Below are 23943 nucleotides of genomic sequence, written 5' to 3' on the forward strand. Positions count from 1 at the left end.
AATGTTATTCTTCATGTACTTAACGATTTACCCATTTGCTACTTGTTTTTGTTCCATTTGTTTCTTATCAGAACGCATCAAAATAGGCACGACAGCACTTGTTATAACAAATAGTGCACCTGTAAACTGAATAAAAGATGGAATGCTATCATTAAATAATACGTCTAAAAATAAAGAAAATAAGATATTCAAATACAAAAGTGTAGATAACTTTGATATTCGTGGCGTTAATTTATATGCTATTCCTCTAAACCATTGATTTCCGAGACTACCAGCTGCCATTAAAACTAAAAATAATAGTACAATTGGGCTCGACATAAATACTTCTTCGTAACTCGTCTTCGTAAAACAAATTGATAAGAATGCAGAGAGAATACTACCATATAAATAGGTGTAAGTCATGATAGAAAGATTATCATCAGTTTGTGCACTTCTATGTAAAAATATCTGTGAAAAAGCTAGCGAAATTCCAGAAAGTACACCTATTCCTAAATAAAATAGAGATTTAAAATCAATCCCCCCTGTTTTCAATATAAGAAACACTCCTAAAAATCCAAAAAGAGAAGCTATCATTTCCATTCTTGTCGCACGTTTTGTTTTGGAGAAGAGTGTAAAGAGACAGATAAAAATAGGTCCTGTATTATATAAAACCATAGCTATAAACAAGGAACTATTAGCTGCACATAGAAAAAATAACGCTTGAGAAAGAGTAATGGAAAACGCTCGTGGTAATTGCTTATAACTATTCAGCCAAAACTCTTTTCTTTGTACCCGATTCACAATAAAAGGAATTAAGAAAATAAACGGAATGAAAAATCTTGCTGTTAAAGTTAAAAAGAAATCTCCAGAAAAAATAGCATGTTCTGCGAAAAAACCAGATAGCGAAAAACTGAAACCTGAAAGAATCATATAAAATGATGCTTTCTTCATATTGTCCACTAATAAAGAACCTCCAATCTAGTAAATAGATAGACCGAGAAATATTCTTTTTGATTTCTCGGTCTTGTCTAGGCATAATCAATGACACTGTCTAAAGCATTAGAATAGATGCATAAGATGAACTTTCATAACCTTTCTTCTTTTCATAAATCAGCCTTCCGCTTGTTGACTTCTTTCCATCACTACATTTTTAAGTGAAACTTTCATGTTCCAAAAATTTTTTGTAGCATTATCATTTATGATAATATTAATTCTCCTTTAAAAATTAACCGCGCAGTACGAGTAATGCTAGATTGTTTAATAGAATACTTTCCATTTGATTCCACTACAATTGATTCTGTTTGAATTTGACCTGCTGGATGTTCAATAATTATTGGATTCGATTCTTCCTCTTTATATGAACCACTCTTCTTTACAATATGATTAGCAGTCGTTCCATTAATCTTTATTGCCGCAGAAAGTGCCAGCGACCCTGTTACAGCATGTGTACTATGACATTGATGTGGAATAAAATATCGTGATGTTATCGTACCGGACTTTCTAGGTCTTGAGACAATTGCTATTTTAGGAATTACTTTATTAGACACATTCCCTAAATTGGCAAGTGCAGCTACTTCTTTTCTAATCATATCAATTTTATTTAAAAACATCGTATTAGAATTCAATAGTTCAGGGCTTTCATCTCCCTCAATACCAAGTTCATTCGCTTGAATAATAATTAAAGGGACTGAAACATCTATACAAGACACATTGATGCCTTCAATCACATCTATCTTTGATCCTGTAGGAAAAAGCTTTCCTGTAACAGATCCAACTGAATTCATAAAGTTCAGTCGAATCGGAGCGCCGGTTCCTGGAACACCATCAATTTTAACATTTCCACTATACAGTACGTTTCCGTTTTCAGTCAGAACCTTTGACTCCACGATAGCATTTGTATTTACATTTCTAATTGTAACTGTCATTTCACCAGATTCAGCCTTTATTATGCCACTTTCAATCGCATATGGTGCCACAGCTGAAATAATATTACCGCAGTTTACACTATCATCTAGTACCATTTTCTTTAAATCTGCCTGCAAGAATAAATAGTCAATATCGATTCCTGGATCAGTTGATTTACGAATAATAGCAATTTTATTGGATAAAGGATCTAGTGTCCCCATTCCATCAACACCGCGAGCATTTCCAGCTCCTAGTACTTTTAAAATTACCTCATCCCTCAATCGTTTATTTGAAGGTAAGTGTTTATCTAAAAAAAATAATCCTTTTGATGTTCCTCCACGCATTACAAAACAAGGTATTTTCATTATAAGCATCTCCTTTTTTATAAAAATAACTTTAGTACTTTACATAAAAATAAATAGATATAATAGAACAACTATTTATTTTGTGATGATATATTACCTAGTCAAAGAAAAAAATATGATTCTCCAAATATATAAACCTCCTATTTCGTTTATCATTTTTAAAGAATAGAAAAAAATAACTTTTATGTAAAACACCCCCTAACTTTATTATGTATTCTAGCAAGAAAGATAATAATAATTAATATCATTTCCTGTATAAAAACATGTTCTAAAATTCGGAACATTGATGATAAAAAAGCACATCGTCCTCTCATATAGATGACAATGTGCTTTTTCTTTCTATTTATTCTAGAAATTAGATTTGAAATAAAAATCGATTAGGGTGATTATATATTTTAAAAGTTACTTAATATTGTTGCATTTGCTAATTACGAATTCGCTATAGTAAAGGGATGTTCATTGTCAGAAAGAGATTTTTCGTGTTGGAACATTGGTAAATAAATCGTAACAGATGTTCCAACGCCAACTTTACTCATAATACTAATTCTTCCTTGATGTCGTTCAATAATTTTATAGCTTAACATTAAACCAATTCCAGTGCCTTTCTCTTTTGTACTATAGAATGGTTCTCCTAACCTTTTAATACGTTCTTCTGGTATACCGATTCCCTCGTCTACTAAATCAATTATCACTTCATTTATTCTATTCGTTTTCATATGAATAAAGATTTTACCACCATCTGGCATCGCCTCGATTGAATTCTGTAAAATGTTAATAAATACTTGTTTTAATTGATTTTCACAGCACTCAATTACTAATTCTTTTGATTCAGATATAATTTCAATTTGAATATTTGTCATAATTGCTTTTGTATTAATTAATGAAACAACATTTTTCATAATAGAATAAAGATTTTTCTTTTCTGTAGGAATTACATCTGTTTTAGCGATTGATAAAAATTCGTGAAGAATAGACTCAATTCGTTCAATCTCTGAAAGCATAAGATCAAAGTATTTCTCTTGATCCTCTTTATTCATTTGAAAGAGCTGAATAAATCCTTTAATTACTGTTAATGGATTTCGAACTTCATGTGCTACTCCTGCAGCTAATTGTCCAATTGCTGCAAGTGTATCAGATTTATTTAATAACTCTTCTGTCTTTTTTCTTTCAGTAATATCACGAACAATTATCATAACTCTATCTTTCGATAATGGAAAACATCTAGCTTCAAAAAAACTTATGCTTCCTTTCAAAGAAAGAGAATATTCGACAATAGCGATTGTTTCTTCTTTCTGTACTTGATCAATAGCTTCTTGGAACTGCTGTGCTACAGGAGATGGCAAAACTTCATCAAACTTTTTCCCCATAAACTCGTCTGCTGGTACATAAAATTTCGCAGGTGAACCGGCTTTATAATCTATAATCGTTCCATCAGCTTCTGTTAAAAAGCATAAATCTGGTAGCGCTTGAAAAATGAGTTCCAATTCGGATGTCTGTTCTTTTAACTGGGCTTCTATCTCTTTTAAATGGGTAATATCGACCCCAACAGCCCAGTAACTAAACCCAGAAACCGGAAAGCGATTGGATATATTAGACCACATAATTGTTTTTTGCTCACCATTTTTACAAGTTAAGTTCATTTCCCAATCTCGAAAATCTCTTCCGTAAGCAGCAAACTTTTCTTGGATTTGTCGGCGATAGTTTACATCTGGATATAATAATTCAAGAGCCTTTGGATTTCCAATCATTTCTTCTGCTGTGTAACCCGTTACACTCTCACATTCACGATTCCATAAAATAAATTCACCATCAAGATCAAGAGCATCAACCATAACGGGCATATTTTGTAAAATGGTATATAATTGCTCTTTCTCCTTTGAAAGCAACTGTAAATTTTGATTTTGGTTTTGAAGTTGAGTTCTCGCATGATTTACAATAAAACTGGAAAGTGTTTCGAAGTATTTTTGACAATAAACCATATCATTTTTTATAGGACAAGCAATAAAAGACCCTAAATATTGCTCGTCTAAAAAAATGGGAATTTCAACCTTAGTCAATCTATGATTTATTTCTTGATCCATACCGAATGAAAAAATACATTCTCTTTCAGCATCAAGAAGTTGGTGTGACATATTTGTTAGTTTATAAAACTGTTCCGCCATTATTTTTATTGTGTTCACATCAATGAGTTCCATTAGCCGAGCACTCATTCCCTTTTCACCTCTATATGTAAATTTAATACCAATTTTTAACGCATGCTTCTTCATTATACGGATAATGGTCGTTTAGGTATATAGTAGAAGTGTAATTATTCAAATAAATTTTTATTTTTTAATAAGAACTTCTAAAACCACTAATGAAGTAAATATGAAATTCACAAAATTTTCACAAATAAAAACCGAAATATATACTTCAATTCCAAAATATTCCATATAATATTTGTCATAAGGATTCTATAAGTCTCATAGAATACCTTACCCCTAATAAAAAAACAAAAAAGAATCCAAATTCGGATTCTTTTTTGTTTCAATCATGATCTTATGCCATTACATAATGATATAGAGCATGAGCAACACCGTGCTTTTCATTTGTTAATGTTTCATAGTGACACATTTCTTTTAACTCGTTAACAGCATTCCCCATCGCAATGGACATATTGGCTTTTTGCATCATGGAAACATCATTTAGTCCATCACCAATGGCTACTGTGTTTTCAAATGGAATATTAAGATATTCCGCTAATGTATATAATCCATTTCCCTTTTGAGCATCACAGTGATTAATCTCTAAATTATGCCAATAAGAAGCAGAAATAATTAACTTACTGTTATGCTGGAACTTTTCTTTTAACCTTTTTAATTTCGACTTATCATAAGAGAAAGGTAAAAATTTGTGCACATATAACTCTTTGTTTATAATCGCTTTACAACTGTCTGTACTATGAAAAGCTGTATGTTCAAGGTAAAGCGCTGCAATGTTTTCAACCTCTTCTTCACTAAGGTTTATACCTAGATTTCGAATCGCTTCCATTTCTTTACGTACATTTTCTTCACCATACTTTGGTACGTATACACCTTTATCCGTATATAATTGATAATACATACCTTGCTCCTCCAAATATTCTATAATTTCAAGTGCGTGCTCATTTTGTATAGCGTATCTTTTCAACATTGTTTTATCTTTATAAATAACTGCACCATTTTCTGCAATGATTGGGCATTGTAAGTTTACTTCTTGTAACAGACGTTCAATGTCAACGATAGAACGTCCGGTACAAATGGCTACAACATGCCCCTCTTCTTGACATTTTCGAATCGCTTCTGCATTTTCTTTACTAATCATTTTATTTTTCGAAAGAAGCGTTCCATCTAAATCAATCGCAATAAGTTTCATTATTTCTTCACCACTTTCTAGGAATCCACGAAAAGATAGGAAGATATCGTTTCCATATCTAACGCAGTAACTACCTCTCAGTTATAATTTATGAAAAGCGTTTCAGGTCAAGAAATATTTCCATATCAATTCAAAATAAAAACGCCATCCTTTCTCTGAAATAAGATAGCGCTTTCATTTTGGATTATAACTGTTATGAGCTATATTGAATATATTTCATCTTACACCTATATATCTCTTTTCTTTCGGTTGGAATAAATACTTTAAATTTCTCCAGTTTCTTTCCATAAATATGAATGGTAACAACTTGTTCATTCGGTTCAATTTCAAGGATATGACAATCAGCTGGAGGAATGACTTTATCCGTTTCTCCTTCCCCTAAATATAACTGACCTAAATATTTCAATTGAAAAATTGATTCTTCTAATTGCTTGATTTGTAAAAAGTTTTTCACCTTAATTCGGCCAGAAAAAACGCCTTCTACTCCCCAAGTACCATCATGATCATGTAATGGTGTTGCTTGTCCGTCCTTCCATACAAGCGCAAGTACTTCAAAACGATCTAATGGGTCTTTATATAATAAATGACGAGCATATTGATTCCTATTTGTTTTCTGTTTTTCTAATGGGAGCCATGCTTTCGTCTCTAAAAGTTTTTCTAAAAGTTTCTCAATTGTACAAACTATCGTTTCTTCATTTTTATTATTTTCAATACTAGCTGTTACATTACGAATAAACTGTTGAAAGATCTCGCTTTTTCGACACGTTAACATCAGCATCATCCTCCACTCTATTTGATTTAGCCATACTTTCATCGTACGAGAGAAACCATTTCTTTACAATTGAGAAACATAAAAACAAAGTGAACTTCTGCCTCACCTCATTTTTTGGATTCTTAGTTTAGCCCTGCTGGAGGATGATTTCATGAATAAAAACGCAACATGAACGACAAGAAAAATAAGAAAAAATGAATGAAAATGAGATTTATTATCAATAATATAATTAAGAAAAGGGTAACCGCCATATGGTTACCCGAAAAAATTAAACTTCTGGTATGAAAGTTTTACAATCTGTTTCTTCTGTTTTCGACGCTTGCTTTCCTTTATGACTTACTACATAAATTGCATCGGCATTACATTTGTTACCGTTGCCCCAATATTTACAGTTGTTTACTTCACATAAAACATCTTGCGCCATCAGTATCACACCTCCTTATGCTTTTATCATTCACAAATTCATGAGGTCTGATACTTCTACTTTTTATTAGAATTACGATTCTTGTTGAATAGCACTCCCGTCTTTCGCTGGTTGATTTTCAGCCCTTACGGCAGGTTTTAAATGATAAATTGGCAAAATCACAAATAACCCAATGATAAATAATACCGCTGTTCCTTCATAAAGTATACTAAGTGAAAATACTTCTTTTAATGAACCAGCTATACTCATCGTGAGTACCATTGATCCTGTAAATAGTGGACTTAAGATGCCATTTACACGTCCGATAAAGTCTGTATCAGAGTTTTGAATGATAAGTGTATTAATGCCAATTTGAATACAAGGAAGAGCAAGACCGCTAAACAGTTGTGCCGTAAGTGTAATCCATAAGTTTGTAGAGAAACCAATGATCCCAATGCCAATTGCTTGTGCAAGTAACCCAATCATTAACATCTTTTGCGGTGCAACATTTTTCGCAAATACCATCGCGAATGCACCGCCAATGATCATACCGGCTCCGTTTACAGTCAATAACCATTGCAAACCTTCCTTAGATAAACCAAGTTGCTCTGTTACGATAAAAATTCCTAACGGCTGAATAAGACCAATTCCTAATCCTGCAGCCATAAAACAAATACCGAGTAACGTTAATGTTTTTTTAGCTAACACATACTTAATGCCATCTGCCATTTCTTGCAGTAAACTCACTTGCTTCTTTTCCGCCTTCATCTCCACATCTTTTGGCAAAAACAATAAAACAATAGCCGCAAGTAAAAAAGCAACTCCTGTTACGACAATTGAAATATAAATACCGAAGCTTTGAAAAACAAAAGTGCCAAGTATAGGACCGAGTATCATAAATATCGCAAAAATCGTTTGATATAACGACATGGCTAATTGTATCTCTTCTGCTGATAAATGTTGCTTAAATAACTTCATACCAGAAGGCTGGGAAAATTGCGAAAGAATCGCTGAGATTAAAGTAACGAAGAAAACGATTTTCCATGTGCCAAACATGAGTGTGAGAAGGACTGCAAATACAGATAAAGAGCTTAAAGCTTCGCACCAAATCATCGTTTTTCGTGGTTTCCACCGATCTGCAAATGTTCCTCCAATAAATGAAAAAATAAAAATAGGTGCAAACTCCGCAACTGAAATCATAGAAATCGCAAACGCATTTCCTTTTGTCATTTCCATGACATACAATAATACCGCAAAATTCCGAACCCATATCCCGATTTGTAAACATAGTGCCGAGGTAAGAATCCCTTGCACAAATCGATTTTTTAATACTTGCGACATGCCAACTTGTTGATTTATTTCTGCACTTACTGACATAAAAAAGCCCCCTATTTTCGTTCTGAATAAGAGGCAGTACAAATCATATGAAAAAGATCGTATATTCGCAGTGCGAATCACATCCCTTTTATACAAAAATGTACATACTAATCCTATTCAGAAGAAGATTTCGTTTTTCACGAAGATTTCTTAACAAATAGAATTAGTTGATCATTGGGATGTCTTCACCCTTCCGTTTTAATTTTGATTTACACATACATACTCTATGTAAGTGAAATATGATGTATGCGTGTCTCACATACCTATATTCTAGAAAATTAATGGTAATTCCTTTAAAGAACGCATTAAATAATTACCTTCCCATTTTATATCTTCTCTCTTTCCTTTTATTTGTAATCGAGGCATCCGTTTTAACAATGTAGCAATTGCGATTTTTGCTTCTAATCTAGCCAATGGTGCTCCTAAACAAAAATGGCCTCCATGCCCAAAAGCAATATGACGATTATTTTCTCTTGTAATATTAAATACATCTGGATTTGCAAAAATGGTTTCATCCCGATTTGCAGAGGCTAAAGAAATTGTCACCATATCCCCCTTTTGAATTACTTGATTATGTATGTGAAAAGGTTCAGCTGCCCAGCGTGCCGTTGTAACCTCAACTGGAGAATAGTAACGTAAGCCTTCTTCAATTGCTGAATCAATAAGCTCTGGTCTTTCTTTTAATAACTGCAGTTGATCTGGATTCTCTAATAATGCTAACACTGTATTCGTCATTAAATTTACCGTTGTTTCATGCCCAGCTACAATAAGCAGCATAATCATGGAATAAAGCTCTGGTGCACTTAATTGACTACCTTCACTTTCAGCTTGTATTAACCTGCTAATTAAGTCTTCTTTTGGCCCTTTTCGTTTCAAATCAACTAAATATTGTAAATACGTAATAAACTCAGAAAGTTTTTTCGCATTGTCTTGTTTTTCTTCTGGTGTTTCAGGTGAAGCAATGACCGCATGAGACCATATGCGGAATTTTGCTTGATCTTCTTTTGGAATACCGAGCATTTCGCTAATGACTATGATTGGTAATGGGAATGAAAAATCACGAACAAGATAAAAGGATCGCTTCTGTTCCACATGATCTAATAAAGTGTCCGCAATATGCTGAATGCGACTATGTAATTGCGAAACCATTTTAGGAGTAAACGCTTTTTGAACAAGTGATCGCAAACGGTTATGATCAGGTGGATCTGCATTTAACATATGTTTTGTTAAATGATCGCTATTTTCAATCGAAAATAATGATTTTAATTTTTCTTGAGAAAAAATATTTTCTGGATTTTTCTTTAAGCGCGAATCTTTTAACAGAGACAATGCATCTTCATATCTTGTAATCAACCACTCTGTTCCTAATTCCCCTTTATATACAAACAAAATCGGTTGTAATTTACGTGATTCCTTATAAATTTCATACGCATCTTCTTTAAATTCAGGAGAAGCCAGCTTAATCCCATCCTTAATGTTTCGACCAACTTTGTTTTTTACAGACATCGCATTCCCTCACTCTCATGTTTTATAAAAATCACTCCAACATATGAATTATAACCCATCAAAAGAATGAAAATTATGTTTTTTTTGTTAATATATTACTTTGGAACTTGAAAAATAAAAATCAAAGAGAAGAATATTCTCCTCTTTGATTCTTTTCTAAGCAAAGCACATAAAATTACTAATTTGTTGATAACGATAACTCACTTTCCGGCGACGTCCAGCTTGCCACGTATAACCGGATACCCCGCCTCTTCTTACTTCAGTTGGGAAAAACCATAAATCTCTTCCAAAAGGGCCAGGGCGATGCAATCGTAAGTATCCCCATCTTCCTAAACAATTACACATCCATGATTTAATATTGCCACTTTGTACAGGTGCTGCAAATGTTGAAGGTACGGAAGGTGCTTGCGATGGGGGCGGTGACGTCGGCGCATCTTCCGCATCATCAGGGCGATACTCTTCATAATCAACCTCTCTCGGTTCCATAGTTTCTTCATCATATCCTTGATACTGTGAATACATAGTTTGATCATAACCTACACCTGGATAATTCGGGTAGTTATACATATGAAATGGTACCTCCTTTATCTATATTTCTTTCAACATTCATATGTCATAGGTCACCTAAAGGTAGCTTATATATCGCCCAAATTCATTTTATGAACTAAAAAAAGCCTTACTTTTGAAAAAATCTCCTTCAAAAGTAAGGCTTTAATCCTCTTATCTATTTAATTTCACACTATAATAGCGCATTGCTTTTAAGGAACCTTTGGCTTGAAAAATATTTTGTTTTATTAATGTTTGTAAGCGATATTCAAGAAAAACATCCCCGACTAACTGTTCTACACGGCCAAGCACTTCTCCAATTACGTGAGCAGCTTTAGAAAAACCTTTGTCTGCTCCTATTTCTTTTGCACATCGAACTATATATTCATCAAAATAATCTTCTACTACAGAATGAACTGTACCATCTTTCCAAATTCGTAAGAGTGCTGTGTTAGTAGATAAAGCGTTCCATTCTTTTATTAACGCTGCTCGAGTTTCTTCTTTTAAACATTCCTTTTCTTTATATTGTTCAAGAATAACCGCTATATCTTCTGGGTCTAGTTCACCAGTTCCACATATATCATACTCTTTATTCAATAACTCTTTCTGTGCTTCTGAAGTGTTAATTATTCTAATATTTTTCTTCTCTTCTAACATAGCAAGTACAAAGCAAAGCCCTACATGTTCATGATCATTATCTGCTTTCCAAATTGTAACTGATGTATCTTTTGAAATAGAGCGCATCTCTTCTAATGAAGAAAGAAAGCGCGGTAAATACTCTTCCTCAAAATAGAAATCACCTGTGCTTAAATTGCTAGATAACCATTCTTGTCTAGCAACTTGTCCTTTTCGATCATCTAAGTGAAAAATTGGTCCGACTGAAAAAATATCCGATAATGAAATGACATAATCTTGATGAAATCCTTCCTTTTTTAACGTGTGCTTTAAGCAACCTGCCGACGAATCACCAAATGCAATATGTACATGTTCGCTGTCTTTTATGTGTAATGTAGGCTTTTGTGATTCTATTAATTGTTTTGGTATTTCTGCTACCATATGTATCATTTCTTCATCCTGATGTTCCGCTACAAGCTCAAGTTGCAGCAAAACAAAGCGTAACAGTGATTTCGCTTCTTCTTCTGACATGTTATCAATAATTTTCCACAACTGATCTCTCATGCCTTTTCCCCTATTCTTTTTTTGACATAATCAAATGCTGATTAAGAGCATCTCTCATCATATCTGCAGGATATTTTGGTATTTTCAACATTACAGTTTTGTTTAAATCTTGATTGAGCCTTTCAATATTAATAAAAGGCTTCTGTTTCTCTACTAATTCAGCATAGAAGTAATGGTCCACCATAAAGACCGCATCATTCATTTGCGAAAGAATGCTGCGATTATTTGTTGCTGCATATTGCATTGGTGAGCTATTCTTTACATAATGTTCAATCACTTCTGGTTCGACTCCATCTAATAACAAGTTTGTGACTAAGTTCTTTTGAAATAACGCCTCAACATTTCGTAAATCCTTTTTCGTTACTCCATAAATGATGAAATGATACCGCGTCACATTCTACATATTGTGACTGCTATTTTATGTCTTTATTCAACTCCTAAAGCCTTAAACACAGAATCCTCTGCACTCTGATAAAATGCAATCTGAAACTTAGCAAACAACTCAGGTGGCACGCTTGGAATATCAACAGCTGATGCCATTGGTAAAAGTATTTTCTTCGCTCCTGAATCAAAACAAACTTGCAGTACATTCGCTAATTCTTCTACTTTATTAATCGTACCACTAATACTAATAGATCCTAACACAACCATTTGGTTTTGCACCGGTTTACTTAACGCACCAGAACATAACGCAATAAATGCTGCAAGTGATAGTTCACCAGTTAAACCGACGCCATGAATATCTTGAATATGCATTAAATAATCTTTTGTCGTCGTACTAATAGTTCCACTCATATTTTTATGATTTGCTTTAAAAAATCGAAAAGCTGTATCAATACTTTCCTTTGCATCACGATCTGAATTTAACCCCGTTTTTTCAAACTTACCAGTTCCACTTACAACTTCTGTTTCTAATTTATAAGTACCAATCATTCCCGTCTTGCCACGAGCCACTGTATAAATATGGCCTGGTTTATTCATCCCCTCTGGAATTAAAGTTCCTCCGCCTCGTTCAGGAACTGATACAAACTCTTCAGTCATTGTTTCATTGTCAATATAAGAGAAATTCACATCATAAAATTCCATGCCGCCAATTTTCTTTAATTGCTCTTTTACACGTCTACGTCCTATTAACGCATATCGAAGTACTTCTTCCACATCTTCTTTTGTGTACTCTCCGTTTGGATATAGCAGTTTAATCAGACCAGAAACCGTTTTACGTACTGCGATTACATCACGTTGATTTAAATTATTTCCTAATCTAAAAAACTTATCAATTGCATCCGAGAAAGAACGCTTTCGCATTTCACGTAAAAATTCTGCTAAATAGTCTGTAATAAAGCCGTATTCATTTGTGAAAAATTCCGGTCTCATTTTCGGAATCTCCCAGCCTGGTAGATAGTAATGCATGCGATCAAAGAATGCAGAATCATATGCCATCGCTTCTGGAAATGGATCAAATAAATGAGATGTTTTCAACAAAACATCGACGCTTTGATTAATATTTCCTACAAACACCATGGAAGCACTAGCATTTTTTTCTTCGCGGCCACGGGCAAAAGAACCTGAAGCCATATAATCCTTCATAATTTGAATCCCGTCTTTATCTTTAAATGTGATTCCAGCAACTTCATCAAAAGCTACTGTATCCCACATACCAACTAATCCAATTTTTCTGGTCGACATATTGTAAAATAAGTTCGCTACTGTTGTTTGTCCACCTGATACTAAAATAGAGTTTGGGGAAATCTCTTTATAAATATGGGATTTCCCTGTACCCCTTGGCCCTAGTTCGCATAAATTATAATTATTTTCTACAAGCGGTACCATGCGTTCAAGTAAATGCCATTTTACAGTCTCTTCTAGCTGCGTTGGTTCCATACCAGTTGAACGAATTAAAACATCAATCCACTCTTCTTTAGAAAAATATCTTCTTTGTTCGAACATCTCGTCTAAATCCATATTCGGCATTTGAATTGGTGTTACACTTTCAATACGAAATGGGCTCGTCCCTTTTGACTCCTCATCAAAGTAATATTCCATTTTTATAATGCACCAAATACCACCTGCAAGTAGTTTATCAAACTCTTTTACATAGTGTGAGGAAATGGGTACACTATTTAATCCAAGGTTTGAAAATTCTGCTTCGTATATATCTTTTTTATCATTTAGTTTTACACCAATCTTATCGATAACCGTATATTTACCTAATTCTTTCACCTTCGACTTTACTTTCTCAGCTTCATCAGGACGTACAAAATTATCAGCTAAAATCTTTTTAACCATTTCTACGCCATCATTCATACTCTGTTCATCATTTGTTGCACAATACATGCCGAGTAAATATTCTAGTACATAAACCGGAACATTCGCACCTTCTTTAATTTTCTTTGTTAAATCTTTACGCACGACTTTTCCTGCAAAATGTGTATTTAACTTTGTATTTAAATCCTCCATCTCCACTCAACCTCACATTTTTCTTAGAAACCAAAATCATTTGTAATCGCTATATCAATCGCAAATGCTACTTTCTCATAAATATTTTCAACAGTCTCGTCCTCATCCTCTAACACTAAATAATATTTCTTTGTTTTATCATACGTCATATTTTTTAAGACAAATTTCTCTTTAAATGTACGATCTTCTGGTTTAGAGGATTGGCTATCTGCAATGATCATACTGTCATTCGAAATTCGATTGCCTTCTTCATCTGTAAAGTATACTTTTAATCGTAAAGGTGTTTTCTTCTCTTCTATTTTTTCCGTCTGAAAGAACTCTAAATATGTAATACTATTCGTAATTTTTCTTGTTAAACTTGTTAATTTTACTTCAACTTTTTTCACATCATTCTTACTAGACTTACTGCGATCGTTTTTAAATTTAATAACTGGAATAACAATTTCTTGAAGCATTGCACCACCATGTACATAATTCGCACCTGCTCCTTGAACAGAAAAACGATTCGCTCCCCTTGGTACTGTTACATATTTATTAGAACCTTCCCCTAGTACATAGTCCATAGAAAAACGAATTGTTCCTTCTAAAGAATCGGGTGTATTTGAAACGATAAATCGACGCTTTTCAAGATCTGCATTCATTATATTTTTCTTCACTTTATCGCTAGCTTGTAGTACATCTCGATTATAAATAAACCCGTGATCTGCCGTAATCATAATATTAGAAGCACTCACCGTATTAATTAATTGATTCACCATTATACGAATATCTTGCAGAGCTTGTTCTACTGCTTGAAACACTTCATGTTCTGTTGCCGCATGATCTCCTCTTGCATCAATTACATTATGATAAATATAACTTACTTTCTTACCAGAAAAAACTGCGCGGAATTGTTGACGATTCATTGCTACTAAGTCTTTATATTGAACCGCTATAGAATCTTTATAATGCTCTGCAAGCACAGTATTTCTATTTTCCGTATTCGCTGCTTTATAACCATTTACATACATTTCGGCGTTATCACCAAATGTAATTGTCTTATGCGGAAGTAAAGTTGCCATACCTAAGTCTGTATAAGAAGGTACAGCACCTTGCAATGCGACAATCTCCGTTGATGCTTTTCTTTCTACATTCAACACATCACACAATTCTTTCGCAGCTTCATAGCGAAGTGCATCCGACACAATCACAAACACTCGTTCTTCTTTATTCACAAACGGTTGTACAAATGAACGATAAAATGTATGTTGCGACTCTATACCAGCGATGGGCCAATATTCTTTTTGATTCTGTTCAATCGCATCAGACCATTTAATCGCTAACTCACTGATATATCCATTTGTATACCAGTTTTCTAATTTATCTCGAAGTGGTAAGAAAAGATCTTTATTTTCAATTTGATCGAACGCCACATAAAATTTTCGGTACGCAGTATCTATACTGTAATATTTATTTTCATATGCTTTAAACAACTCAAATGATTGAGATTCCACAGTTTCCTTCCCAAATTCATGCGCTTTTTGAAACAATTGAATCGCTTGATATAATGCTTCATATTCATGTTGAAATACTTCAAACCAATGCAATGTTCTTCTTGCGGTAATGAGCTCTATATATGATTCATAATCATGAAAGTCGTCCATTAATCGATTTGTAATATACGTAATAATGCTCTCATCAAAATAACGGAACGTATCTGACGTTATGTAATCTTTTATTTCTTTACTTTGCATATGTTCTTTAACCTTTACACGCTTTTCTACTCTATCTGCCAGTTCATTATAAATCGGTCCATCTGTACTATGATTCATAAATTGATTCATAAATACGATCGCATTCATCGGCATCGCTGAAATATATGGCTGCCATGTTGTCGGAATTTCTCCGCCTAACGTTTCGCTCACATTTGTTAATAATAAGAAAATAAACAGAGAATCAAGGGACTTGTCTTGTAAATGATAGCCATACACTTTCTCTACAAGACTCCAAAACGTCTCTTCATCCCCAAACTTTTTCATATTCTCCCAATATTTATTCGTCTCTTGTAGCTGTTCTCTAAACAAAGCTTTTAACACTTCATCTAAACTAACAAGACTGCATTTACATAGGGAAGCTAACACAGTAAGATCGATTTGCTCTTCTGTATACTCTTGAATCTTATACGATTTAAACGTAGCGTAACGCTCTTTATTGTTAAAGAATTTCATATATTTCTTAAACACATCACGTAACACGGCATCATTTGTTACACCTAACTCACGCATCATAACTGTAACTTTATCTGTCGCAAACTCTTGACTATATTTATAAATATCTAATAGCCAATCTTCCCTAGCTAGAGGCTTTGCCATATTTGCATAAATTAAAAAGTGAGACGTTGTATCTTGCTTCTCTAACTCATACTTTGTCGCAAACATATTATGAGGTGTCAGCTTCCAAATACGAACATCTTCTAAGTTCAATTCATCAACTTCTTCCATAAACTCCCCTGCTTCATCATACCAAAATACAATATGACGCTTTTTTCCTTCTGTTAGTTCTTTATCAAACATCTCTTGTAAAACACGTTTTATTTCTTTTGTATTCATACTTCACCAACTCTCAATAGTAAGAAATAGATTCAGCAACATTGCTGAATCTATCATGGTTTCTTATATATTATAACACGTTAAATCTTCGCTAATAAATTCGCTTTCAATGGTTTCTTACCTTCTCCTTGTGGAAGTTCAATCCCTTGGAACTTCGCATAGTTTACTTTCACACCATCATCTAAATCAATTGCAATCTTTTGATTCGCAACATGAGCAATGACTTGGTCATATTGCTGGCACTCAAGCAATTGTTTTTGCAGCTTTTCTTTCTCTTTTTTCGCACGCGTCTTATCTTTCGCAGGTGCATCAGACTCAATTAATACATCACGGCGCACAATCTCAGATTCATATTTACGTTGCAACGTATGAAGATAATCCGTACGAACCCGGGCCACCGTTCCAACATCATAACGATGCATATAAATTAAAGCTTTAAACCCATCATTCTTACCACTATCAAATAACCAATAAATTGGACGTTTCTGATACGTCTTCACATGATCTTTAAAGAATTCTTTTAAGAAATAACGACGAATGCATTGACGAGATGTCTCATTCGCCTTCTTCTTTAACGCTTCCGCTATAAAATCAAGATTCTCTTCTAACGTCTCTTCACTAAACGTCACACGAACAAACTCAATAAAGCGACTAACAATATCATCTTCAAAATACTCGTCATCTGTAATAGGGATAATATTATTTGCATCAGCCTTAAACGTTTGATACTTACTCTCATCAAACTCTCCGCCAGCGAATACCAGGCCTTCTTGGTCTAATGAATAACGCCCTAACATGCAGCCTACTGCGTAGGAGATGAAGGATTTGATGTCGCGTTCTTTGTCGGCTTTGCGGATTGTGATATCTTCATCATCTAAAAAAGGTGTAACACTGTGGTTAAGATTATACAGATCAATGAATATCTTATTTATTTCTTCTTCATTTTTTTTCATATCTAGAAATTGATTATTTGTATATTCCTTAATGCTATTCCAGCATTCTTTAATTCTTTGACTTTGAACTTTTAAAAAGTTATGTTTGCTAAAGTTCCATGATAATTCAAATGAATTCCACTCATCTTTAGATATTTCAATATTTTTATCACATAAATTATTAATTTTGCTAATAATGTTTTGTGAACTTTCATGAATGATTGGGATCTTACCAACAGTTCCTGCACCAAAATTTAAGGTTGGGTTTATCATATTTAGCAAATCATAAACAATTTTTGTATTTAGCAATGCTAAATAATATTTTATATTTATCTCATCGGGGAACATTGATGAACCAGCTGAGTCAAAAATAGCATGATAGTTAGAATACCTAAAACTAGTTTTACTGGATGTAAGGGCACTCCACGTTATGGCATTCTTAAAATATAATTGTTTTGATCTGAGATTTGCTTTAGATTTTCTTAATTCCTGTCCATCATTTTCCCAGTTGATGACATATAAATTATTCCCATACCATTTTCTAAATTCTCCACCTTTATTGTAAGCGAACCACTTTTTATCTTTCGCAACTTCAATAGAAGCTTCATTATAGTTGATCCCTAATTTATCTTCATTTACTTCAAACCATAGTCTTAAGAATCTATTATTATCTCCTGTATCCATTCCCTTTTTCACAGGGATTTCATTCTCTAAACTGTTTCCAAAATTAAATACATGTTTGTATTCATCATTTATCCAATATGCAATAGGCTTATTAGGGATTTCATTAAAATCTCGAGTATTTGCGCTATATCTATATGCACTGTCAGGATTGTTAATCGCTTCTAATGTTTTAACTGGTTGATTTTCGCTCCCTTTAAAATCCGATAACTTAATGTATTCACCAGCGACATCAAGGTTATAGTTTCTCAAAGTAAAGGTACAAACAGGTATGCAAGCTTCTGGAAAAGAATTATATTCTAATTGAATTAGTGAACTAATACTTTTATTTTCTACAATAGTGTTTCTCAAATCTTCATATGAGGTAATAAACATCCAAACGAATGGAGTTATCATCCCAATATGTCCATCGCTTTTCACTTTTCCCATTGAATTTTCCATAAATGCAGCAAATACATCAAGTTTATTATTTGGATAACAGACTTGCATAAATTTTGTTAAATCTTTATTCATATATTTACTTCCCATATATGGAGGATTTGTTACTAAAATATCATAAGTTGACCCTATAATTTGTGCTTGTTTTAGTAATTTAGGAAGTATATACAAAGCCTTCTCTCGACTTAATCCAACAAATAAATCTGTCGAAATATCATTCTGTATAGATTCTAGTCTTTCTTTAAAAAAGCTTTCATCAAATTCGTTAATTTTAATTAATGATCCATAGATGTCTGCATTATAAAAAAGCTCAATAAGTTTCTTTGTTTTTTCATAATTAGAACCTTCATTCTCTCCAGCAATATAAGCAATGTCTTCTTCATTTAACTGATTACTTTCTTGAATATGAGCTAAATTTAATGTTAATCCTTTTCGCTGAATATTACGCAAGAAACGTCTGTTATATTGTTGTCCTTTCATAATTAAAGAGAAACAGGCTAATTGATACGCACGCTCATCAATATCTAATCCATAAAGATTATTTTCAATAATTAAGTTAGGAATTTCTCTATCACTATAACCACATCTTGTATATATTTCGTAAAGAACATCAAACATATATACAAGAATGTGTCCACTCCCCATTGCTGGGTCAAAACACTTTATTTCTTCTACTTGCATTTCTTTATTAATATATGGAGCTAATTTTTCTTCAAAATCTGGTTCTGGATCCGGGTTTTCTAAATAAAAATCCCAATCTTTTATTAATTCTCTATCTTCAGGATGCGATTCAATCCAATAACGCCCTAAAGAATTTTGTACCATATATTGCACAATCCATTTAGGTGTAAATAATTGTGTAGCAAATGGTATTTCTTCTGTTTTATATTTCTTTTTCGCTTTAATTACCCGATCTTTCTCATCAAAGATGTAGTATTGATACAACCACCCAATAATCTCCACTTGCTCTTTCCAATCGTCCTCTTCAATCATGGAAACTAAATCACGAACAACGGAACCTTCCGCAAGCAAGTTATCCGGTAATAGTAATTCCGTATAATCTTGAATTTGTTCAAACATCATCGGCATAATTTCACCGAGTTTGTTACATTGTTTGATCAAAATGTATTTAAATAAGTCTTCCGTTTTGTTTTCGTCTTGTAAGCGATAGACGATATCTAAATTTAAGTCTAATTCATCGGAAATGTTTGTTACTTCGCCGATTACGTCTGGTTCAGTTTTTCCCGCTTCCGTAGAAGAAAGAACGCGTACACCTGCTGGAAGGTATTCATTCACTTCCATAAAACGAATCGCAATAAAGCGGTTAAACCATGTGTAGACTACTTCTTCAATGATTTGATCAAAGTCTTTTTCGTTCATTTTTTGAATGAGTTTGTTACGTTGTTCTAATTCATAGCCTTTAAAAAATTTCTCGTTAATTCGAAATCCATCTTCATACGTTTCCGGTTCTTTTATTTCATCTTTTGTAATACCAAGCTCGTATGCTTTCTGCTTTACAGCGTCCATTAATTTTACGCGAGCTGATACTGCAAAGTTTTTAATTGCAGTTTTATTCATTATGTATTCCTCCATTTTGCTTATATATCCATGTTGATTTTCAAACACCTAAGTCACGGTTATGGAAACAAAAGAAGCTTTTTACTCACTTTCTCCTTTTGTCCTCACGTAGCATGGGGCAAAAAAGGAACTGACCGCTACTATCCAGCACCGGACGTTCTATTCTTACCTATAAAGAACGGTTTTATGTCTGTTTTCATTTGTATTTATATAGAAAGGGAGAATTTCTCCTCCCCTTTCATTTCTTTACACTAATTTGATAACTGAAACGTCTTCTAATTCTTTTTGTAATTGCTTGCGGATCTCATCTAAGAAGTTTTCGATATCTTCTTCATTTTCAATTGTTTTAATGCCACGAATCAGCGTATTTTTGCTAAGGGTTTTCTTCGTTGTTTTGTAATCTGTTTGCGGATCAATGACTGTTGTACCACCAGTTCCAGTATTAGCCTTTGGTGCATGTGGTGTTACAATCGGTTTACGTCTTTCTACTTCAGCTGCAATTTCTTCAATACAGCGCACTTTCAAACGATCACTTTCTGTTTGCATCGCAATAGCTTCATAAAAATTGTTCACTTGATCCAATCTATTTTTTAGACCATCAAAGTTATTTTTAAATTTACTAAAGAACACATTTTTGATTTCTTCCTGTTTATTTAGTTCTTCTAAAACAATTTGATAATCTGCCTCTACTACTTTTTTAATTGGTGCACATTCTTTTTCTAATAGCTCAACAAATCGCTCATCAAATTCTTGAACTAAGCCTGGTAATTGGTGAATGTTTTTATATGGCTCTTTATGTTTAACAATTTTTGAAATGTTATCAATAATCTTTGTTACTTCTTGATCTGTTACATACGTTTGGTTCTTTTCAAAGATGTTTAATCGTTTGACTGCGTCATCATAAATATCTCGCTGCTTATCAAAGAAAGCTTTTACAAGTTCTACATCCTCCGCATAGTCTAAGAAATCATCTTGTAATTGCTTCGCTTTATGAAAGAAGCTTGCCGTATCTGAGATATTTAATAATTGTTCAATCGATTCTTTCCCATCTTGTAATACATCTTGGCCTGGATAGAAAGTATTTCGATATTGCGCTAGCAACACATGAATTTTATTTTGTTCCGAAGTTAGCAGCTCTTTAAAACGATTCATTAAACCATCTTCATCAGTTGGCAATGCTGTAACTTCAAATACCTCTTTTGCTAAATCCTTGACAACTTTTATTAACGCTGGTGAAATACGTTCCCGTTTCTTTACAATCACACGTTCCACATAGTCACGCTTCGTTAAGTAATTGACTAAGTCACGTTCACTTGTTGTTAAATTGCTACTATTCAATTGCAATTTAATGTCTTGCCCTTTGAATAACTTAATAATAAACGAAACAATATCAAGCTCTTTCCAACCATATGGCTGTTTTGTAAAGTGTGTTGTAATGCCTTTTACTGTAATTTGCTGATTACGCGTTGTTAAACGAGTGATATAATCATTCACTTCTTTTACTGCTAATTTGTTCGCATCCTCGTGATCATCCGTTAACGTTAATTGTGTTGTATTGTCAACTAATAACTCATTTAGTTGTTTTGGTGTATCAATAAATTCTTTTACATAATGTAATTTGTTATATAAGTTGTCGATTAACACTTTAAAAGCATCGTTAATTCGTTCTACAGGATTTTTCTCTTTTACATCTAATTGCTGTGAGTTAACAAAGATTTCTGCATGTTTTAATGCTTCCGTTACATATGTGCGAATACGTTCTTTTCGTTCTGTAACTTCTCTCGATTTACGAATTTTAATATCTTCAATCGCTTGTGATACTGCTGTACCACTTTTTAGTTTTAAATACGCTTGAATTTTTAATATTTCTTCCATTTCTTCTAAATAAGATGTATCATGTGGCAATCGTAAAATGACGTTACTTTCACGCATGGACATCATTTTCAACTCAGCATCATTCAATTCTGTTGTTGCCTCAAAGTATGGTGTAATCATTTTCAATCCAATATCATGCGTTTGTATACCAATTGGACGATCATCAATAATCGTATTAAAACTAAAATGATATTTTGGTGAATAACGATATTTTTTATCTTGGTAAATCCCATTAAAGATTACATCACCAATTTTTTGAATGACTTCCGCAGAATCAACATGCATATTTTTAATTTCACGGTTGACGTCTTGCTCGTCATTTGTTAAGAAAATATACTCTTGTCCATTTTTTTGAATTAATGTTTCTTTACTTAATCGAATTAAAGAGCTTTCAATTTGTTTTTTTAGTTCGATTTTATCATCATTCATATTTTGAATCATGAGAGTTGCTAAATTTTCTAAGTTCGCTGGAAGCTCTTTTACATATTTAATCAAGAATAACAGTTTCAATACTTCTACATCATATTCTGTTAAGCGAGAGTTGTTTTGTGCATGAATAATAACCGTACGAATACTCGAATCTAAAAACGCTTCAATTGTTTCGTAAAATGCCGAGAATGGAATAAGTGTGCCTGTTTCATTCTTTGCATATTTCATTGCCGATTCTTGGAATGCACTTAATAAGGATCGTTCCCCTTCTGCCAAATGCTTTCCGGATGCACCGTGAATACGAATACCAGTAAACACTTTTTGCAGCAAGTTAAATTGGTACGGAATAAATGGATATACATCTACAAAGTCTTCTTCATTGTTAAATGTTTTCATTTCTGCTGTGTCACCAGAGAATGTAATTAAGTTCTTTAAAATGGAACTGTTCTCTTGATATAAAAGTTTTAATGTCTGTTTACCTGCGTCATTTTTTAATAAAATACGTTTCTTGATTACTTCATCTACATGTGCGCTAGAAAGACTTAAGCGTGTATCAAAACGACCTTGAATTTTTGAAAAGTCATTTCCATTTACATTTACAACAGAATCAATGTCTTGCTGACTTGTTACAAGCACCCACACTTTACCACCGCACTGCGTTCCGATATCTTCTACTACTGTTTGCAAGTTCAACATCAGTTGTGAATCATTCCCAATATATTGACCTAATTCATCAATAAGAAAGACAACATGATGATTATTCCCTTTCGATTCTATATATTCGCGTACTCGTTTTGCGAAGCGATCAATACTAATGAAATAATCTTCTTCCGCTCGCTCATACCATTTTCGAGCTGCTTCTTCGCTCATTTTCGTTGTTTTGGATAATGCTTCTATAATCGAATCTTCTTCATAGTAAAAATCTTCGCGAGCATCTTCCCATGTGTTACCAGATAAATTTTCAAACTCTGCTTTAAATTCATCATAACATTCATCTTTAACCATTTGACGTTCTAAATCTGCAATCCAAGGAATCGAACCACAGAATCCTTGCATTTCATTAAACACTTTATTAAATACTTTCACAATTGCATTTTTATCAGACTTGGAGTCCGATTCACTTTTCGAATCAATATTAAAAAGAATAACATCTGTCGTTATATTTCCTGCTAATTTCATATCCGCAAGAACCATTGGATCTAACACTTTATTATCAAAGAAAGAAATTGCTTCTTTATTTTTCACATGTTTATTTTCTAATAAGTAAGAAAGAATTTTTAAAAAGTGTGATTTACCGGATCCAAAGAAACCAGAAATCCAAACACCCATTTTGTCTGTATGTCCTGTAATCCCCTTTTTATATGATTTAAAGAACTCACCCATATGATGCAGTAATTCATTTGTTACGACATATTCATCTAATTCTTGATAAATATTTTGCTCATCATCTTGTCCAACTTTAATTACACCTTTAATGTCACGAGTAATTTCTTTTTCAAACATATTTTGAATTTGCATGTACTTTTCTCCTCCAAACCTT

The 23943-nt window shown here is 33.2% G+C and carries 15 protein-coding genes; all 15 read right to left on the reverse strand.

Annotated elements, in window-relative coordinates; all coding sequences use genetic code 11:
• Positions 1–27 precede the first annotated feature (27 nt).
• The 15 genes from MR063_RS08595 to brxC all read right to left on the reverse strand — a co-directional run bounded on the left by MR063_RS08595 (position 28) and on the right by brxC (position 23921).
• Entirely contained in the window at positions 28–930 is a 903-nt protein-coding gene (locus MR063_RS08595) for a DMT family transporter (protein WP_242196883.1), read from the reverse strand.
• Between the two features lie 245 nt (positions 931–1175).
• On the reverse strand, positions 1176–2249 hold the full coding sequence (locus MR063_RS08600; RefSeq protein WP_242196437.1) for a 2-methylaconitate cis-trans isomerase PrpF family protein: 1074 nt from the start codon (positions 2247–2249) through the stop codon (positions 1176–1178).
• A 428-nt stretch (positions 2250–2677) separates the two neighbouring features.
• Complete coding sequence (locus MR063_RS08605) at positions 2678–4459, reverse strand: PAS domain-containing sensor histidine kinase (protein WP_242196438.1); 1782 nt, start codon at positions 4457–4459, stop codon at positions 2678–2680.
• A 328-nt stretch (positions 4460–4787) separates the two neighbouring features.
• On the reverse strand, positions 4788–5642 hold the full coding sequence (locus MR063_RS08610; RefSeq protein WP_242196440.1) for an HAD family hydrolase: 855 nt from the start codon (positions 5640–5642) through the stop codon (positions 4788–4790).
• A 193-nt stretch (positions 5643–5835) separates the two neighbouring features.
• Complete coding sequence (locus MR063_RS08615) at positions 5836–6414, reverse strand: cysteine dioxygenase family protein (RefSeq protein WP_242196886.1); 579 nt, start codon at positions 6412–6414, stop codon at positions 5836–5838.
• Between the two features lie 268 nt (positions 6415–6682).
• On the reverse strand, positions 6683–6838 hold the full coding sequence (locus tag MR063_RS08620) for a DUF1540 domain-containing protein (protein WP_242196442.1): 156 nt from the start codon (positions 6836–6838) through the stop codon (positions 6683–6685).
• A 72-nt stretch (positions 6839–6910) separates the two neighbouring features.
• The gene (locus MR063_RS08625) at positions 6911–8194 is read right to left on the reverse strand and encodes an MFS transporter (RefSeq protein ID WP_242196445.1); all 1284 of its coding nucleotides are present in this window, start codon (positions 8192–8194) and stop codon (positions 6911–6913) included.
• A gap of 270 nt (positions 8195–8464) precedes the next feature.
• Positions 8465–9700 (reverse strand): cytochrome P450 family protein, encoded by a 1236-nt coding sequence (locus MR063_RS08630; RefSeq protein WP_242196447.1) that lies wholly within the window; start codon positions 9698–9700, stop codon positions 8465–8467.
• Between the two features lie 156 nt (positions 9701–9856).
• Entirely contained in the window at positions 9857–10267 is a 411-nt protein-coding gene (locus MR063_RS08635; RefSeq protein ID WP_242196450.1) for a hypothetical protein, read from the reverse strand.
• A 153-nt stretch (positions 10268–10420) separates the two neighbouring features.
• Positions 10421–11425 (reverse strand): DUF1835 domain-containing protein, encoded by a 1005-nt coding sequence (locus MR063_RS08640; protein ID WP_242196453.1) that lies wholly within the window; start codon positions 11423–11425, stop codon positions 10421–10423.
• 10 nt (positions 11426–11435) lie between these two features.
• The gene (locus tag MR063_RS08645; RefSeq protein WP_242196455.1) at positions 11436–11819 is read right to left on the reverse strand and encodes a DUF6933 domain-containing protein; all 384 of its coding nucleotides are present in this window, start codon (positions 11817–11819) and stop codon (positions 11436–11438) included.
• Between the two features lie 32 nt (positions 11820–11851).
• Positions 11852–13882, reverse strand: coding sequence for a protease Lon-related BREX system protein BrxL (brxL, locus tag MR063_RS08650; protein ID WP_242196458.1), 2031 nt, complete (start codon positions 13880–13882; stop codon positions 11852–11854).
• A 23-nt stretch (positions 13883–13905) separates the two neighbouring features.
• Positions 13906–16470 carry a BREX-1 system phosphatase PglZ type A gene (gene pglZ / locus MR063_RS08655; protein ID WP_242196461.1) on the reverse strand — a complete coding sequence of 855 codons (2565 nt, stop codon included), beginning with the start codon at positions 16468–16470 and terminating at the stop codon, positions 13906–13908.
• Positions 16471–16550: 80 nt separating this feature from the next.
• A complete protein-coding gene (pglX, locus tag MR063_RS08660) occupies positions 16551–20099 on the reverse strand; it encodes a BREX-1 system adenine-specific DNA-methyltransferase PglX (protein ID WP_242196464.1) in 3549 nt (1182 codons plus the stop codon).
• A 246-nt stretch (positions 20100–20345) separates the two neighbouring features.
• Positions 20346–23921 (reverse strand): BREX system P-loop protein BrxC, encoded by a 3576-nt coding sequence (brxC, locus tag MR063_RS08665; RefSeq protein WP_242196467.1) that lies wholly within the window; start codon positions 23919–23921, stop codon positions 20346–20348.
• Positions 23922–23943 lie beyond the last annotated feature (22 nt).

It is taken from the genome of Bacillus cereus group sp. BfR-BA-01492 (assembly GCF_022662815.1).
Classification (GTDB): Bacteria; Bacillota; Bacilli; order Bacillales; family Bacillaceae_G; genus Bacillus_A; species Bacillus_A cereus_BD.

Coding starts and splice junctions, on each gene's coding strand:
- MR063_RS08595 (WP_242196883.1), bottom strand. CDS start 930: ATGAAGAAAGCATCATTTTATATGATTCTTTCAGGTTTCAGTTTTTCG.
- brxC (WP_242196467.1), bottom strand. CDS start 23,921: ATGCAAATTCAAAATATGTTTGAAAAAGAAATTACTCGTGACATTAAA.
- MR063_RS08640 (WP_242196453.1), bottom strand. CDS start 11,425: ATGAGAGATCAGTTGTGGAAAATTATTGATAACATGTCAGAAGAAGAA.
- MR063_RS08620 (WP_242196442.1), bottom strand. CDS start 6,838: ATGGCGCAAGATGTTTTATGTGAAGTAAACAACTGTAAATATTGGGGC.
- MR063_RS08615 (WP_242196886.1), bottom strand. CDS start 6,414: ATGTTAACGTGTCGAAAAAGCGAGATCTTTCAACAGTTTATTCGTAAT.
- MR063_RS08630 (WP_242196447.1), bottom strand. CDS start 9,700: ATGTCTGTAAAAAACAAAGTTGGTCGAAACATTAAGGATGGGATTAAG.
- pglZ (WP_242196461.1), bottom strand. CDS start 16,470: ATGAATACAAAAGAAATAAAACGTGTTTTACAAGAGATGTTTGATAAA.
- MR063_RS08600 (WP_242196437.1), bottom strand. CDS start 2,249: ATGAAAATACCTTGTTTTGTAATGCGTGGAGGAACATCAAAAGGATTA.
- brxL (WP_242196458.1), bottom strand. CDS start 13,882: ATGGAGGATTTAAATACAAAGTTAAATACACATTTTGCAGGAAAAGTC.
- MR063_RS08610 (WP_242196440.1), bottom strand. CDS start 5,642: ATGAAACTTATTGCGATTGATTTAGATGGAACGCTTCTTTCGAAAAAT.
- MR063_RS08635 (WP_242196450.1), bottom strand. CDS start 10,267: ATGTATAACTACCCGAATTATCCAGGTGTAGGTTATGATCAAACTATG.
- MR063_RS08605 (WP_242196438.1), bottom strand. CDS start 4,459: ATGAGTGCTCGGCTAATGGAACTCATTGATGTGAACACAATAAAAATA.
- pglX (WP_242196464.1), bottom strand. CDS start 20,099: ATGAATAAAACTGCAATTAAAAACTTTGCAGTATCAGCTCGCGTAAAA.
- MR063_RS08625 (WP_242196445.1), bottom strand. CDS start 8,194: ATGTCAGTAAGTGCAGAAATAAATCAACAAGTTGGCATGTCGCAAGTA.